Annotated in this window: 14 protein-coding genes and 1 pseudogene; 2 read left to right on the top strand and 13 right to left on the bottom strand. The window is 59.0% G+C overall.

The window, feature by feature from the left end:
• Positions 1 to 71: 71 nt before the first annotated feature.
• Positions 72 to 395 carry a DUF6660 family protein gene (locus ACYVHC_RS20050; RefSeq protein ID WP_196956754.1) on the bottom strand — a complete coding sequence of 108 codons (324 nt, stop codon included), beginning with the start codon at positions 393 to 395 and terminating at the stop codon, positions 72 to 74.
• Between the two features lie 70 nt (positions 396 to 465).
• Positions 466 to 966, bottom strand: coding sequence for a hypothetical protein (locus tag ACYVHC_RS20045; protein WP_196956755.1), 501 nt, complete (start codon positions 964 to 966; stop codon positions 466 to 468).
• A gap of 137 nt (positions 967 to 1,103) precedes the next feature.
• On the opposite strand from ACYVHC_RS20045, the gene lpcA reads away from it, so the two are divergent.
• Positions 1,104 to 1,700, top strand: coding sequence for a D-sedoheptulose 7-phosphate isomerase (gene lpcA, locus ACYVHC_RS20040; RefSeq protein ID WP_196956756.1), 597 nt, complete (start codon positions 1,104 to 1,106; stop codon positions 1,698 to 1,700).
• Here the strand turns inward: lpcA and ACYVHC_RS20035 are convergent.
• The 9 genes and pseudogenes from ACYVHC_RS20035 to ACYVHC_RS19995 form a co-directional block, all read right to left on the bottom strand.
• Positions 1,640 to 2,149 carry a hypothetical protein gene (locus tag ACYVHC_RS20035; protein WP_196956757.1) on the bottom strand — a complete coding sequence of 170 codons (510 nt, stop codon included), beginning with the start codon at positions 2,147 to 2,149 and terminating at the stop codon, positions 1,640 to 1,642. The two genes, lpcA and ACYVHC_RS20035, sit on opposite strands and share 61 nt — an antisense overlap.
• A 34-nt stretch (positions 2,150 to 2,183) precedes the next feature.
• A complete protein-coding gene (locus ACYVHC_RS20030) occupies positions 2,184 to 3,068 on the bottom strand; it encodes a transporter (RefSeq protein WP_196956758.1) in 885 nt (294 codons plus the stop codon).
• An 82-nt stretch (positions 3,069 to 3,150) separates the two neighbouring features.
• A pseudogene (locus ACYVHC_RS20025) lies at positions 3,151 to 4,311 on the bottom strand (Nramp family divalent metal transporter); the annotation flags it as partial.
• A 278-nt stretch (positions 4,312 to 4,589) separates the two neighbouring features.
• A complete protein-coding gene (locus ACYVHC_RS20020) occupies positions 4,590 to 5,519 on the bottom strand; it encodes a replication initiation protein (RefSeq protein WP_460615526.1) in 930 nt (309 codons plus the stop codon).
• Between the two features lie 953 nt (positions 5,520 to 6,472).
• Positions 6,473 to 8,278, bottom strand: coding sequence for an SAVED domain-containing protein (locus ACYVHC_RS20015; RefSeq protein ID WP_460615525.1), 1,806 nt, complete (start codon positions 8,276 to 8,278; stop codon positions 6,473 to 6,475).
• 49 nt (positions 8,279 to 8,327) lie between these two features.
• The gene (locus tag ACYVHC_RS20010; protein ID WP_460615524.1) at positions 8,328 to 8,600 is read right to left on the bottom strand and encodes a hypothetical protein; all 273 of its coding nucleotides are present in this window, start codon (positions 8,598 to 8,600) and stop codon (positions 8,328 to 8,330) included.
• A 63-nt stretch (positions 8,601 to 8,663) separates the two neighbouring features.
• Positions 8,664 to 9,167, bottom strand: a complete 504-nt coding sequence (locus tag ACYVHC_RS20005; protein WP_460615523.1) for an MPN domain-containing protein — start codon at positions 9,165 to 9,167, stop codon at positions 8,664 to 8,666.
• On the bottom strand, positions 9,160 to 10,887 hold the full coding sequence (locus tag ACYVHC_RS20000; RefSeq protein WP_460615522.1) for a ThiF family adenylyltransferase: 1,728 nt from the start codon (positions 10,885 to 10,887) through the stop codon (positions 9,160 to 9,162). Before ACYVHC_RS20000 ends, ACYVHC_RS20005 begins: the two co-directional genes overlap by 8 nt.
• A gap of 3 nt (positions 10,888 to 10,890) precedes the next feature.
• Complete coding sequence (locus tag ACYVHC_RS19995; protein ID WP_460615521.1) at positions 10,891 to 11,964, bottom strand: cyclic GMP-AMP synthase DncV-like nucleotidyltransferase; 1,074 nt, start codon at positions 11,962 to 11,964, stop codon at positions 10,891 to 10,893.
• 194 nt (positions 11,965 to 12,158) lie between these two features.
• Between ACYVHC_RS19995 and ACYVHC_RS19990 the strand changes: the two genes are divergently transcribed.
• Positions 12,159 to 12,710 (top strand): 2'-5' RNA ligase family protein, encoded by a 552-nt coding sequence (locus tag ACYVHC_RS19990; protein ID WP_460615520.1) that lies wholly within the window; start codon positions 12,159 to 12,161, stop codon positions 12,708 to 12,710.
• Here ACYVHC_RS19990 and ACYVHC_RS19985 read toward each other — a convergent pair whose 3' ends face one another.
• Together ACYVHC_RS19985 and ACYVHC_RS19980 are read right to left on the bottom strand one after the other, a co-directional pair.
• Complete coding sequence (locus tag ACYVHC_RS19985; RefSeq protein ID WP_460615519.1) at positions 12,711 to 13,670, bottom strand: site-specific integrase; 960 nt, start codon at positions 13,668 to 13,670, stop codon at positions 12,711 to 12,713.
• Positions 13,671 to 13,769: 99 nt separating this feature from the next.
• Positions 13,770 to 14,450, bottom strand: coding sequence for a hypothetical protein (locus ACYVHC_RS19980; protein ID WP_187317288.1), 681 nt, complete (start codon positions 14,448 to 14,450; stop codon positions 13,770 to 13,772).
• Between the last annotated feature and the right edge of the window lie 64 nt (positions 14,451 to 14,514).

Here is a 14,514-nt window from a genome sequence, read left to right as displayed (position 1 = left end):
GTGCGCATGCGTCAACGGGACCGGACCCCGCACCGGGGCCCGGTCCCGTAGGGGACCCGAAAAACAGGAAACTAGGCTTGGGGGGGCTGCCAGATGCTGCCCGGCATCTGCCGGGCGGCCGGGGGCTGCAGGCGCGAGTACCGGCCCGAGGCGTAAAATACCTTGGGGGGCGCCGTCAACGCCAAGCGCAGCGCCGTGGGCAGCGACGTGCCGGCGCAGCAGTGGCACTGGCATAGCGGCGTGCACCAATCACCCGCCAGATGGGAAGCCGCCTCGTGGGAAGTTGCGCTGACAAACGTCTGCGTGCTGTTCGCGCGCACCGGCTCCCGGTCTACGCAGGGCAGACAGGCGAGCAGGGCCAGGTAACAAGCAAAGAAGACGGAGAATAAACGCATTCCAGGGGGTAGGATGGTGCAAACCTACGGATTTCGCGCCGATAAGGATACACCCTTGGGCAAAGTGGGCCTATTCTGCCGGCGCCCGACACAGGGTATGGCTGCTGATAAGCCACTGGTCGTGCTGGCGAACAACGACCGAAATAGCCGTGTAGCCCTGACCAGGCAAACGGCGCCTACGGGTGGAAACAGGAGTATCCCGGTAATAAGTTTCCACGACGACTGCCGTGTCAGGCCCCGGCAGGAGGCTCACCCGGTACTGCCTTAGCGGGGAAGCGGGGCGGCACCAGCCGCGGCAGCCGGCCAGGTGAACGAAACGGTGCTTCGGTAAAGGCTCCGTTTGGTCCAGGAGCCAGGCCGCACGGGTAAAGAGCGCCACGGCGGCGGCGGAATCTCCGACGGCAACGGCGTGGCGAAACGTGCGCATGGTCAGTAAAATTGCCGCTTCCGTGGGGGCATCGCGCCGGCTGAGACCGGCGGCGTGCCCTACCCCGCCGGGCAACCCGGCGGAAGTAAACGACAGCAGCGAGGATGCCAGGAGCAAGTACCCAGCAAGTGAGAGTGGACGCATCGAAAATGCAGGTAGATATTTTCCTTACACGTCGAAAAGGTCATTGGGTTGACGTAAGGGGAGGTAAACAGCGGTCCAGCAACCATGGGAGGAGCATCCCGTTAGCTGGGCCAAACCCGACGCTATACCTATTTGCCATGCTTGCTGCCCTCATCCACGCTGAACTTACGGAAGCCCGTGCCGTGCTTGACCGGTTTCTGGCCGACGCCGAAAATCTTGTCCGCATCGAGCAGGCTGCCCGCCTGATGAGCACTTGCCTGGCAGGCCGGGGGAAAATCCTGAGCTGCGGCAACGGCGGCTCCCTGTGCGATGCCCAGCATTTTGCCGAGGAACTCACTGGTCGCTACCGCCAGGACCGCCCCGCCCTGGCGGCCATTGCCCTCACCGAAGCCGCCCACCTGAGCTGCGTGGCCAACGACTACGGCTACGAGCAGGTGTTCAGCCGCTACGTGCAGGCCCTGGGCCGCCCCGGCGACGTGCTACTGGCCATCAGCACCAGCGGCCACTCACCCAACGTGCTGCGCGCGGCCGAGGCCGCCCGCGAAGCCGGAATGCAGGTCGTGGCCCTGACGGGCAAAGACGGCGGACCCTTGGCGGCGCTGGCCCACGTGGAAATCCGGGTGCCCCACTCCGGTTATGCCGACCGCATCCAGGAAATGCACGTGAAAGTCATTCACATCCTGCTGCGCCTGATTGAGGCACTGCTGGACAAGCCGGCAGGTAGTGCCTCCTGAGCCTTTCGCTTATGCGAAGCTTCCCACCCTTGCCGAAAGGCACTCACGGCCGTGGCCCAGTCCGGGGTGCCGTGGGCCCGCAGCACGGGCAGCAGGTCGGCCGTCAGGGCAAAATGCAGCAGGGGACTGGTTGGGCAGAGCGCGGGGTTGTCGGGGTTGCGCAGCACCAGGCCCGCTGCTACCAGCGGCAGCAGCACCTGGTCCCGCATAAGCAGAAACGTGCGCTCCGTCGACGCGTCAGCCCAGCCGTAGACGGAGCGCATGAAACTGCGGATGCCCCGCGCCATGCCCTTGCGCTCATTGGTGGCCTGGACCCAGGGCGTATCTGGCCCTACCCCAGCCAGGGCCAGCAGGGTCAGCCCGGCCAGTTTGGTGGTTAGCGGCCCCGGCAGCGCCAGCGCTGCCAGTATCTGTTGGGCCTCACTCACGCGGGGGTGGTAAAATTCCATGGCAGGGAGCTTAACAGAGGCTGTTTTGAAGTTGCTAGCGCCGGAAGCTCAAACCCAGAAAATAAGTGGTTTGGGTGTCCTTGGTCAGGGCCAGGTTGATGCCCGTATCCAGTTGCAGGTTGTCGCCCAGCCGCAGGGTGGGGCCGCCGTTGAGCGTGGCCGTCCAGCCCGGATTCCGGGTGTCCCAGGCGGTGGCAAGCTCCACAAAGCCGCCCAGGGTTTTATACAGGTCGTGGCCCACGGTGAGGGTGGGGGCCAGCTCCAGGTAATGCTCTTTGACTTCGCTGTCGCGGTTGAGCGTGGCCTGCAGCTGGGTGCCCAAGGTAAAGTCGTGGGGCAATTGGACGGAGAAAGGCGTAACAATGCCGCCCTCCCAGGCCCCGTTGCCGCAGCTGCGGCCCGTAGGCAGCTTCACAAAGGGCATCAGGGCAAAGCCCGTAGGCCCGCCGTCGTTGCCCCACAGGTTGCGCTTAAGGCGCACGGTGACGTCGCCAAAGCCTGCGCGCCGCGTGCTCGTCTCGCCGACCCCCTCGGTCTGAATGGTGTAGGATTCCACCACCACCTGCAGGTCCACATTATGGGTGAGGCCCATTTTCAGGTTGGCGTGATTGAGGCCCAATTCTTCCGCGGCGGTCTGCTCGTCCAGGCGCGAGCGGCCCAGGCGCAGCAGGTCGGTTTCGATTTGGAAGTGACCCGCGTCGACGGAATAGGCGCTTTCCGTAGCGTCAGGACGGTCGGTGCTCAGGGGCCGCATCAGCGCGGTGGGTACCGGCTTGAATAGGGTGTAGACGTGCTTGCGAGCCCGTAGGGTATCCACTCCCCCGGGGGCGGGAGCCGGCAAGCCGGTAGGCACCTGGGACAGCGCGGGCGCGGCACTGCCCAAGGCAATGAGGACGGAGAGGAGGCAGTGTGCGCGCATAGAACGAGAGGAATTAAGAAGCAAGGCGGGGGCAATCCAGGCCATGAGGCTGGGGAAATTCAATTTGGGAGGAGCCGTTTGCTTAGCTGAAAAAGGTCTGAAACAGCAGGTAGGCGTTCAGCGCGATGATGATGCCCGATACCGTCCAGGCCAAAATCTGCACCACGGGGCCGTTGGTAAACACGCCCATCTTGGCGCGGCTGCTGGTAAAGAGCACCAGCGGCACCACCGCGAAGCTGAGCTGCAGCGAGAGAATGACCTGGCTGAGCACCAGCAGCTGGCCAGTGCCCTTCTCGCCGTAGATGAGGGTTACAATCAGGGCCGGTACCACGGCAATGCTGCGGGTGACCAAGCGGCGCAGCCAGGGCTTTAGCCGGATGTTGAGAAAGCCTTCCATCACAATCTGCCCGGCCAGCGTGCCGGTGAGCGTGGAGTTCTGGCCGGCGGCCAGCAGGGCCACGGCGAAGAGCATGCTGGCCGCGCCCGCGCCCAGCACCGGCGTGAGCAGCTGGTGGGCGTCGTTGATGTCGGCCACGTTGTACATGCCCGTTTTGTGGAAGGTCGCGGCGGCCGTGACCAGGATGGCCGCGTTCACGAAAAAGGCCAGAAACAAGGCCACTGTGGAGTCGATGGTGGCGAACTTGATGGCCATGCGCTTGCCGGGCTCGGTCTGCTCAATCTGGCGGGTCTGCACGATGCTGGAGTGCAGGTACAGGTTGTGCGGCATCACGGTGGCGCCCAGAATGCCGATGGCGATGTAGAGCATCTGGGGGTTGGTTACCACTTCGGGCCGGGGCACGAGGCCGCCGAGCATAGCGTAGTAGTCCGGGTTCGAGACGATGATTTCGTACACGAAGCAGCCGAAGATGATGACGATGAGGCCGGCCACGATGCTCTCAATCACGCGGAAGCCTTTGTTCTGGAAGTAGAGCACCACCAGCACGTCGAGCACCGTGAGCACCACGCCCCAGCTCAGGGGCAGGCCGAAGAGCAGGTTCAGGGCAATGGCCGAGCCGATGACTTCGGCCAGGTCGCAGGCGGCAATGGCCACTTCGCATAGTACCCACAGTACCATGGCCACCGGCTTGGAGTAGTGGTCGCGGCAGGCCTGGGCCAGGTCGCGACCCGTCACGATGCCCAGCTTGGCCGCCAAGTGCTGCAGCAGCATGGCGAACAGGTTGGAAATCAAAATCACGGACAGCAGCGTGTAGCCGTAGCGCGAGCCGCCGGCCAGGTCGGTGGCCGCCTGGGCCGTGCCGCTGCCCTGTTTGGCCTAGGCTTCGGGCTTGGACTTGCGCGAAGAAATGAGGGCAATTTCCGACATGGAAAACACGCCGTTGGACTTCATCAGCAAGAGAATAATGAGTAGTGCCATAGAGTGTGGGTATACCACAAGTACGCTAGCCAGCCAGCTAAAGCCACACGCTACATTTTAACTCCCCCGAAAGTGTAAAGGCCTTGTTTACCAGCAAGTAGCTGTTAGTTTCTCTAGCCATTCCTTCTAAGCTTGCAGTTGAGCTCTTAGCGTAACCCCTGCATTTTAAGAAACAAGCCACCCGGGTTTTTGGTAGCCTTGATTTTATCGGTCTTGAGCTTGTAGATGAAGGCAAACAGCGCGTCCACGTGCTTGGGGGACTGCAGAATGTCCTGCACCAGCTTGGGCTCGGCAATGCCCAGCGTCTCCAGGTGCTTGCGGGCCAGCTGCACCTTGGCGTCATCCGCTTCCAGCTCGAAGGGAATGGGCAGCTGCTGGGGCACCTGGGTGTTGACGTAAAACTTGATGCTCTGGAAGGAACGGCCCTTTTTCAGGAGCTCATACTTGATGCGCAGGTCGGTGTGCTCGTTGATTTGGGTGGTGGCCACGTCGAGCACGTACTTCTGCAGCGAAGAAATCTGGGCGTATTGCTCGGGCTCTTTGCCCGCCGGGTCCTTGAGCTTGAGCATGCCCTTAAACTCATCCAGGGAGTAAGTCTTGGTTTCCCCGATGTCCTTCCACTGCGAAGCCAGCTGGTAGATGCGCTTGGCGTACTTGCTCGACAGGCTGAAGGCCGCTTGCAGCCGATAGGACGTGAAGTTGCTCTTCAGGTCAATTAGGAAGGGGCGCATGCGCTCGGATATCTCCAGCTCGATGGTGCCTTCGCCCTTGCGGTAGAGCGCCGAGGCCAGCAGACTCACCTGCAGCAGGGTCTTGCCGGTCTCGATGTGGTAGACCCGGCTGTTAAGGTTCTCGGTAGACTCAAGCAGCTGCTTGTAGTTCCAGGTGCGGCCGGTCAGCTCCATCAGCTCCTGCACCCGGATTTCATAGATGGTGCCGGACTTGTCCTGCTTGGTGAGCTTGGAGAGCAGCGAGAAGACGATGTCCATCTCGCAGGCACTCATCTCGTAGCGGGCCGTCGTCAGCGCGTTGTGCTGCCGAATTTCTATCGGGACGGTGGATTCGGGCGCGGCCATACGCAGCGAGTGTGGTGATACAAAGCAAACATACGGCTTAAATCGGAAACTAATAGAGCCAAATCCTGAATCTATGAGTAAGCAGGAAGGCGTCAGCTTGGCCGGCTTATAAAAGCTATTAGTTAGACTTATGAAACCTATTAGTTAGCCCAACGCGAGTTTTTGACGAGGCTTATAAAAGCTATTAGTTAGACTTATAAAAGCTATTAGTTGACAGCCACCCAGCAGGGAGTCCCAGAAGCCATGAACCACCCGGGACTTATAAAATCTATTAGTTCGCGGGGAGCAGACCATATCATAGCCCCAAGATTTGACTCTATTAGTTAGCTTATCAAAGCTATTAGTTTGGCTTATGAAAGCTATTAGTCAGCTTATAAAAGCTATTACCCCACTTATGAGACCTATTAGTTGGCTTATAAAACCTATTACTAAAGCCGCTTAAGATACTGAGGTACAAAAAGTTGCGAGCCCTGCAAATACCTTAAATACTTAAAATACTCACAAGCTTGTTGAAGCTGGAGTACAAAAGCTTATAAAGTGGTGGTTTAGGCCGATACCCGAACGAAAACAACAAAAAAGGAGTCTAAACAAGCACAAAATGGGATTGCACTTTTTAAAGATTTTTTTACCTTTTTCTGCTATTTAGAACATCCCCGTATACCCCAAAGGTAACTTAAAAACTACGCTCATAGCTCACAGATGGCTCATTAATAGATTTTATAAGTGTAGTAAGAGACTCCATCTGGCTTCTTCAGCTACACCCGAAACAGCCAATAGAAGCCACCTGAGCATAACAACAGTGCCATTAGCGCCATCTGGACTTATAAAACCTATTTTTTAGCAGGCTTGACGGCCTACAGTTCAGCTGAGCAGGTAAGTGAACTAATAGATTTTATAAGCCAAAATGCAGGGTAGCGCCACGTAATCGCGGATTATGGAAGAACTAAATGTTGTCAATCAGGCTTTGGCAGCGCTCCACCAAACTGAAGCGCATCTTCATAAACACCTTCGAAGAAAATCTTGATGGCACGGTGGTCGTGCGTCCGAAACGCGACCAGCAGCTCCTTGATGTTGCTACTTACAGAGTCCGTAACGCGCAATAGTCGTTCGTCCTCTGTCACCAAGCCAAGAGAAAGGTCGGTGGAAGGGTCCAGCTTGTTAAGTACCATGATTTCACGGCGGCCCTCAATCTGCAGCCGGCAGCCAGCAAGTTCCACAGTGGGCGGGCTGGCCAGCAGGGCCAGGACCGTTTTTAAATCGGTAGCCCGCTCTACCTGCACCCGGCGCCAGTACCAGTTCAGATAGCGGCGCACACGCCGGATTTGAGGACGGTTAAACTCGCCCGCGGGCTCAAAGGCCCAAATCGAGCGTATCATCAGGTCAATGGTGTCGACGAGAAATTGCCGGGCCTTGTCGTCAGTGTCAACTTCATCGCGGTTGTAAATCTGGGCATAATCCCATTCGTGGAGCAATGCGTAGAGGTCGGCTGCGTAATCAATGCGTTCTAGGCAGTTTGGGAATCGGCCCACCTCTGCGGCGTTGTACTTGGTCAGCGCGTGGTAGTCATGCAGATACTCGTGGTATAGAAACAGACGCACCAGCTTGCGTAGCTCCTCGTCCGAGCCAGCTGTGGCCCGCGAGAGGCCCACCAGCAGACCGTCGTTAAGCCGCCACAGGTTGGTGCTTTTGTCGTGGCCGAATTCGCCAGCATAGGGCTCGGCATCCACTTTGTCCTTGTCGTTAGCCACTGCCCACAGGGCCGGCAGGGTGGGGAACGGGCGAACGGCTTCAAACAGTGCCTTTTGCGCAAACGTACCGTACCACACCTTGGTGGTCGCCTGGCTACGCTCCTTCACGGCCGCAGCGTAGTTAAGCACGTCGCGAAGGGCCTTGGGCCACACCTTCGCCCTTATGTGGGCGCTGCGAAGCAACTCATCGTCCGTCAGTGCTGCTTCCACTGCGGCTGCGTCTCCGGCTGTGAGCAGCAGTGCTTCCTGGTATTTCACATCTTCCTGGGCCCGGTAACGGTAGGTCTGCACGGGCGGGTTGTTTCGCAGGCGCAGTTCCTGTCCCAGCAAAAAGCACACGGGCGCGGGTGCGGCCACAAACAGGTGAATACTTTCGGTGCCAGGCCGGTACTCGTTGACGGCGGCCAGCACCTGCCGCAGGGCGAGGCGCACGGCTTGCGCATCCGCCGCCGAGCGCACGGTTTTCACCATCGGCAACTGCTCGCCTTCGAGACGGATGCGAATGTCGGAAAACACGTCGGTGCCCAGCACGGCCTGGACGTCAGCGTCCTGAATTGAGGAAGATATTTCCACCCGAATGGCCACCCGCCCGGTACTGGGGATGCGCTCGGTGGGAAGGCGCTCGGTGCGCAGTCGCAGGGTTTCTTCCTGACTAGACCAGCCCCAAGCGTTGCGGTCGCGGTCAAAGTCATATACCTGCACGTGGCGCTCGTCGCCGATGAAGGCACCCAGTGCTACCATGTGCGGAACCTGCGCCAAGCCGTAATACTTAATTTCAGTGTCGCCCTGCTCATCTGCTACCCGCCGAATTTCACTAGCCTGCTCGACTAGGTATTGCTCGGAAGAGTGCCAATTGCCATCCTCCAGGTCGGCCTCGAACAGTCGGGTGTCGATGTGCAGCACCTCGCGGGGCACGCGCACTTCCTCGGCGCTGAGCTCATCGAGTACTTCTTTTTCGGTCACTTCGCGCAAGCCAGAGTGTAGCAGCAGGAGAATGTTAGTAAGGGGCATAGGAGCAGGGAGTTAAAGCAAGAGGTAAAAGTGGGTAGGCGCAAGCCGATTAGAAAACAGCGGTTTTAAAAACTACTTCGGTTTGAGCGGCCGGATGCGGGTCGATGTGGATGGCGCGAAAGGCTTCCCAAGAGCCGTAAATCACCAAGCTGCTATGGCCGGGTTTTTCGGGGCGCAAGTCGGAGCGCCAGCATACCACCACCTGGCCGGTATGAAACACCACCCCGTCCAGTACCCGGCCCGTGCCGCTGACGCCGGTTTCATCGGCGTGGCGAACAAGGGTAAACACTTGAGGGTCGGTACTGGGTTGGGGTGCGTTCATGGGTAAAAGGGATGGGCGTTGGCAAATGGGGTAAGAGGAAAAAAGTCCGCTGTTGAGGTCCGGCTACAGACTGGAAGCAAGTAAGGCCAACGGGTGTGACCCCAGGTATTCGCCCTTCCCCGACCAGATGCGGATGATGGCGGTGCCCACGATGACAAAGAACAGCTCGTCGTCGTATTTATCGGTCCACAGCCGGCGGCGCCAGTCGTGGGTGTCGATGCCGGAGGGGGTAGGGTCGGCTTCCGGGTGGGTGTGCCACTCACCCAAGTAGGTGCACGTGCCACCACTGGTTTTCCAGGCGGCATCCAGCACGGCCTGATGCCGGGTTTTGTCGCGGTAGAACGAGTAGCGGCTGCGCCGGTCGCCCCGCATGGGCTCGGTGGCGGCGTCTACGACCACGTCGTCACTGCCCTGCAGATAGCGCCCCATCATCACCCCGCCCGCTTCGGTGTCCTTTGGGCCGTGCTGCGCATACGCGCGCAGGAGCTGCAGCACCGGCGCCGTGATTTTTACCCGTCCGCCATTGGGCCGGCAAAACACCAGGAAAGTTTCGGGGGCGTCAGGCATTCGTTGAGGTGGCGTCGCTGCCACAAACCGGGCAGTGGGGATTGATATAAGAGGTTGCTTCCTTTCGCAAGGCTTCGTCCGCGAGCTTATAGCGCGCCCCGGTTTTAAACCCGGCGGCTTTGAATTCGCGTTTGTCGCCCTTCCACGACCAGAGTGGGCTGTTTTTTTCGCGGCCGGTAAGCGCTTGGACTGCCAGCCGGGCTGCCAGGGTGGCCGTCTCAGAGGCATCGAAGGATGCATAGGGGGTATGCAAAGAACTACAGCCCGACAAGGCTATGCTGAACCGTTGGCCAGGTGCAGCAAACAGTGCCCGGTTAGCCAACGGGGCCGCAGGGTCGTCGGACGTGTAGAGGCACTGCAGGCAGCCGGGACGGCCGGACCTCGTGAGAAGGGCGTGTCCACCCAACCCATAGGGTTCTAGCCAAGTGTATAGTGCCGGCGGGGCATTGGGCTGGGCCCGCACTTGTTCGTTCAGGAACAATTCCAGCGTGGCCACGCCAGTCGCCGCAATCACCAAATCAAACGAGTCCAAGAGGATATCGCCCGCTGCCAAGGCCTGCTCCAGCGTCTTGTTAACGGCCTTGATTTCGGCGTACAGGTATTTCTGCTGCAAATCGTCGCGCAGGGCGAAAACCTTGTGTTTTCCCTCCCCGGCCATGCCCAATGCGTGCCGGTGCATGTTTTCCATCGACAAGGTATCGTGGTCCACCAAAGTCAGCCACTGCACGCCCGCCCGCACCAGCTCGTGCGCCAAGTGACCGCCAATGGCCCCGCAGCCGACCAGTAGCACCCGTTTGCTCATCAAATCGACCTGGCCGCCGCCCCGCGGTACCAAATAGGTTCGTTCCCAGCGCGGCAGTTGCACGGGGCGCAGCTCGAAGTTGGTGCCGCGCCCATCAAATGGGTGAAATCCGTTTGGGCTGGTGTAGTCGATGCCAATCAACGAATACCGGTGTTGTTCGGCCAGCGGCACAGCCAGCACTAGCAGCCCTTGCCAGCAGCCTGTCTTTTTAAACAACTGTCGCCGGCGCTTGGGTCCTAGCCCAGCCAACGCGGGCTCCACCAACGCCCGCAACTGGTCGATGGTCCAAAATGGGCCATCTGGGTGAGGCGGCGTAAAGGTGGTGCCGGTGGGCAGTGGCAAGTAAGTGGCCATGTGCTGGGTCACCGACGCCCCGGACTGCGGGCGGAAGGCTCGGGGTATCTGCTCAGCTTCGCGGGCCAACAAGCGGGCTTTGCCCATGCCAAAAACCACGGCCGAGCTAACGGCCACCGGTGGGTCCATGAAGTTGTAGACGGCATCCCCACTTAGGTAGCCCCAGTACACTTCCAGTTCCCGCATGAATTCGGCGGCCGCTTCTTCGCTAAGGCCCCCCGCCAGCACGTCGCGGGTGTGCTCCACCGACCAGGTCAGCACTGCATCCGGCCGTTGCCGGTTCAGGAGCAGGCCTTCCGAGTCGGAGAAGCACACCACGCCGTTGCTGGGCAGCACGTGCGGCAGGTAGCCCAGGGCATCAGGCTCCCGAAGCTGCACCAGGGGCAGGTTAACGGGGAAGTTGGCGCCCATGGTGATGAAGACCCCGACGGAATCGCCTAGGACCGCGACCGAGGTCGCCACCCGGATTTGCCCGGAATCCTCGACGCACACTATGCCCGGCGATTGGAGCAACCCGCTCGCCACGGCTTGGTCCAGCCACATCACCACTTCTTCCCGCGTCACGGCTTAGCCCGAAATACCGGAGGAAGCCACGCCCGCCGAAGCCACCCGCGCCGTAGCCGACTTGGCCGGAACGGGGAAATCTGGGCCGAAAACCTTTTGTAAACGCTCACAGGCTTTTTCGGGCTCCACTTCCGTGTGCGCAAAGTCCAGAGCCGCCTTCAGTTCTTTGAGGCGGGTTTCGAACGTGCCCATCTGCACGTTAGTCATGTCCTCGTACACGTCGCTGTAGGGCTCCACGGGCAAGAGGGCCGTCTTGCGGCGCATCCATTCGTTGCGGTCCGCGTCCCAAACCGGCGAAAACTGGTTGAGCATGTGCTGCACCAGGTCGCGCAAGGCCTGCAGGTCGTTGAGCTTACGGGTAGTATAATCGGAGTAGGAAGGCTGGAAGCCGTAATGAACATCCAGAGTCAGGCCAATGCCGCGAGGAGCGGCGTTGCCGTCGCTGGAGAAATTAAAGTCTTTCCACCGTTTTAAGGAGCGAATCATGCGGCGAAACTGCTGCCGCCCGGAGGCGTCGCCTTTGAAGCGGCTGAACAGGGAGTGCTGCAAACCCTTAGGGTCCGACAGTTTCCACTCCTGGTCGCTGGCTGGCGAGCCCGCACGGCCTGTAGCCAAGTAGTCCTTGCCATCTTCGTTGCTGGCCCGGGAAGAGTAGATGGCCAAATCCACGTGAAAGGCCCCTTCTTCACCCTTTTGTTTGTAATACACCGTCACGCAGGGCCGGCGGATGCGTATGTCATCGGTCAGGTTGTTCAGCGCTTCTTCGACCCGCTTTTTCAGCGTCAGCGGTGTCTTATAGATGCCGTCAGAGGGAGTGTCGAAATACACACCTTGGTCGATATCATAACCGCTGCCGCCGGGTAGGGGCTTGATGCCGGTGTTCATTTTGTAGCTGCCCTGGTCCTTAAAGGTAGGAACCAAGTTGGACTCACCATACTTTGCGAACACGCCAGGCAAGTTGGCTAGTAAGCGGCGCCGGATGACGTCGCGCTTGTCGCGCAGCTGTTGCTCGGTTTTGAAGCGGCCCAGCCGGATAGTGGCATTAAAGGTGTCAAATTGGGGTTGTACGTTTGCCATAAAAGCAGTTGTTGAGGTTGAAAAATTGCTTCGCCCAAACAACTGCCATGTGCACCTACACAGTAATCGGGGTTTCGCTTGACGCGTCACAAGGCGTGCCAATCTAATTAGCAAGATTAACGCGACAGTAAAAAGTTTCGTTTCGCGCCATTCTAACTTAAAATGAGCTGCATACTGACATTGCACCCGACTTAATGCACACAATTGCTAACGACATGCGGTACTTCCTTGCTCTTCTGCCCCCACCACCACTTGGGGCGGAGGTGCTTGCCTTTAGAGCGCAGTGGGCAGTGCTGGACACCCCGCCCCACATCACCGTCAAAGCCCCTTGTGGCCTGGGAACCGCAGACACTTGGCTTCCCACTGTTCGGCAAATCTGTCAGGTTACTTCCCCAATCTCGGTACGCGTCGAGGGGGTTAGTTCCTTTGGGCAAACCGTACTGACGCTCCGTGTAGCCTCTCCCGAAATGGTGGCGCTACACCTTCGCCTTATTAACGCTCTGACAATTTCGGCAGTTGACCAAGCCACTTGCTTTGAGGGAGCCCGGTACTCGCCGCACCTTACCCTGCTCTATGCCCAATCCCTGCGCGAGCATACTTTTTCAGCGGTGAGCCAAGCCGCACACGAGCGGTTTGCTACCCCACAATCCTTCCGGGCCGAAAAATTGGCCGTCTATCGGAAGGGTCCCGGAGAGCCGTATAGTCACCACCTCGACCTGCCGTTATTGGGCTCATTCGCATCGTAGCTACAGCCCGAGCTTCTGCGCCGCATTGTGCTGGCGCACATTGTCGAGGCGGGTGTAGCGACGAATCATCTCGCTCGTCTTGTGCTTCGTCTGGTTCATCACCTCGCTGTCGTCGGCGCCGTTGAGCTTGGCCACCGTTACGAACGACGCGCGCAGCGAGTGCGCGGTAAACTTCGGGCCCAGGTGCCGCTGCACGATTTTGTTGAGGTGGACGTCGGTGAGCCGCCGCTGGGTGAGCCTATTTCCTTTGCGGAACGAAACCAGAATAGGTCCTGATGGACGCTCCAACAGCCTTAGCCAAGCCTGCAGTGTACGAATGGGGCACAAGGCGGGGTCCGGCGAGTAGAAAATGGCCTTTTCTTCCGCTTCTCCCAGCTGGTTAGTCTTGCTGCGCTTCAGGTTGATGGTGAGCCCATCCTCGGAAAACGTCAAGTCGTCTAGGTCCAGCGCCGACAGCTCTGACCGCCTAAACGCCCCAGTAAAGCCCAAGAGCAGAATCACCTTGTCGCGCAGCCCCGCCGGCGTTGTGGCATCGAGGTACTTGAGGGTGCGCTTGAAGCTGGCCAGCGAAAACGCGGGGGCTTGCTTTTGCCGAACGCCTTTCAACCGGCTGATGCCGTCCATGAGCACCTTGAATTTCTTATCGTCCGTGGGCGAGGCCAGGTCGCGCAGCGCGTGGGCTTTGCTGATGGCCGCGCAGCTGCGCTGAATGGTCGACACCTTTTTGCCGGCTTCGGCCAAGTGGGTCACAAAGCCCGCGAGCGCATCCACCGAAGCGGGCAACGCCACCTGCCCGTGGGCGGTGCACCACTCGGTGAAGCGGCGCCAGTCCCCGGCGTAGGCCCGGGCCGTGTTGGGGGCGCCCTGCAAGCCGGCCTCGACGTAGCGAGTAGTGTGCTCGGTCAGGTGAGCCAAGCCCGTGGAGTTGGACAATGAAGGAACGACGGGGACGGTGCTCACGGTAGCCTATTATAAGGAGTGAAAACCCGAAATATGGTCGGTTCCCAAAAGTAATGAATAAGGTATGATAACTAAGACTTATCATACCTTATTGATGGCCTATGCCGAGCGGCCTGGTTCACCTAGAATAGTCTTGAGCTGTCGCAGGTCTGCTTTGATGCGTGGGCCAATACTTTTGCCGTGACAGTTTCTGTAGCGGTCAGGTCCTTTGCACAGACAATGCTTCTTGGGCGTACCGCCCATGTAAATGAATCCCTGCAAGACATTTTTCAACGCGTCGTAGTATTGGTGAAGCTCCATGGCAGCGTCAGGAAGTTGCATGTACATGTCATCTGCTCGCGTACCGTAGGCGTGAATCCTGGAAAGCGTTTCGTTAACTCGAATGAAATCGTCTACCACTGGGTTGCCGGTGATGTTGATTCGCACATTGTCCGTGTCTTGGCCGGTATACTCGAACCCTTCGTGGTCTGAAACGAAAAGCGTGTGTTCGGCCTGCACTTCAGTTGGGGTGATGTCCGTGAGCTCTTCCTGCTCATCTTCCCAGACCGCATGCCTTTCCGCTTCGCACAGGATAGTTGTTTTGTGGATAGCCCATCCGTAGTGAATTCGCCCGCCATCCCACTTCACCTTTTCCATAACATTGGCAAAGCAGTTTAGCGATTTGGCATAAGGCTCCGGCCGTATAGGTACCAACTCGGGTTCGAACTCAGCCTTCAACTTATCAAGTAGCTTGGTAACGAAAGCATCATTCTTGTCTGGAGGGGTAGTAGCGTGTAGCATGAGCGCAAGTAAAGGGTAATAGGGGGTGGAATTAGCCTACCAAAATACGTGGCCAGCTACTGAC

Source organism: Hymenobacter seoulensis, assembly GCF_054780535.1.
Note: the sequence above shows the minus strand (reverse complement) of the source record. Positions and strands in the feature narration are given on the sequence as shown.

Bases quoted from the DNA above. Each gene is read 5' to 3' on its own strand.
- ACYVHC_RS20050 (WP_196956754.1), bottom strand. From the start codon at position 395: ATGCGTTTATTCTCCGTCTTCTTTGCTTGTTACCTGGCCCTGCTCGCC.
- ACYVHC_RS20045 (WP_196956755.1), bottom strand. From the start codon at position 966: ATGCGTCCACTCTCACTTGCTGGGTACTTGCTCCTGGCATCCTCGCTG.
- lpcA (WP_196956756.1), top strand. From the start codon at position 1,104: ATGCTTGCTGCCCTCATCCACGCTGAACTTACGGAAGCCCGTGCCGTG.
- ACYVHC_RS20035 (WP_196956757.1), bottom strand. From the start codon at position 2,149: ATGGAATTTTACCACCCCCGCGTGAGTGAGGCCCAACAGATACTGGCA.
- ACYVHC_RS20030 (WP_196956758.1), bottom strand. From the start codon at position 3,068: ATGCGCGCACACTGCCTCCTCTCCGTCCTCATTGCCTTGGGCAGTGCC.
- ACYVHC_RS20020 (WP_460615526.1), bottom strand. From the start codon at position 5,519: ATGGCCGCGCCCGAATCCACCGTCCCGATAGAAATTCGGCAGCACAAC.
- ACYVHC_RS20015 (WP_460615525.1), bottom strand. From the start codon at position 8,278: ATGCCCCTTACTAACATTCTCCTGCTGCTACACTCTGGCTTGCGCGAA.
- ACYVHC_RS20010 (WP_460615524.1), bottom strand. From the start codon at position 8,600: ATGAACGCACCCCAACCCAGTACCGACCCTCAAGTGTTTACCCTTGTT.
- ACYVHC_RS20005 (WP_460615523.1), bottom strand. From the start codon at position 9,167: ATGCCTGACGCCCCCGAAACTTTCCTGGTGTTTTGCCGGCCCAATGGC.
- ACYVHC_RS19995 (WP_460615521.1), bottom strand. From the start codon at position 11,964: ATGGCAAACGTACAACCCCAATTTGACACCTTTAATGCCACTATCCGG.
- ACYVHC_RS19990 (WP_460615520.1), top strand. From the start codon at position 12,159: ATGCACACAATTGCTAACGACATGCGGTACTTCCTTGCTCTTCTGCCC.
- ACYVHC_RS19980 (WP_187317288.1), bottom strand. From the start codon at position 14,450: ATGCTACACGCTACTACCCCTCCAGACAAGAATGATGCTTTCGTTACC.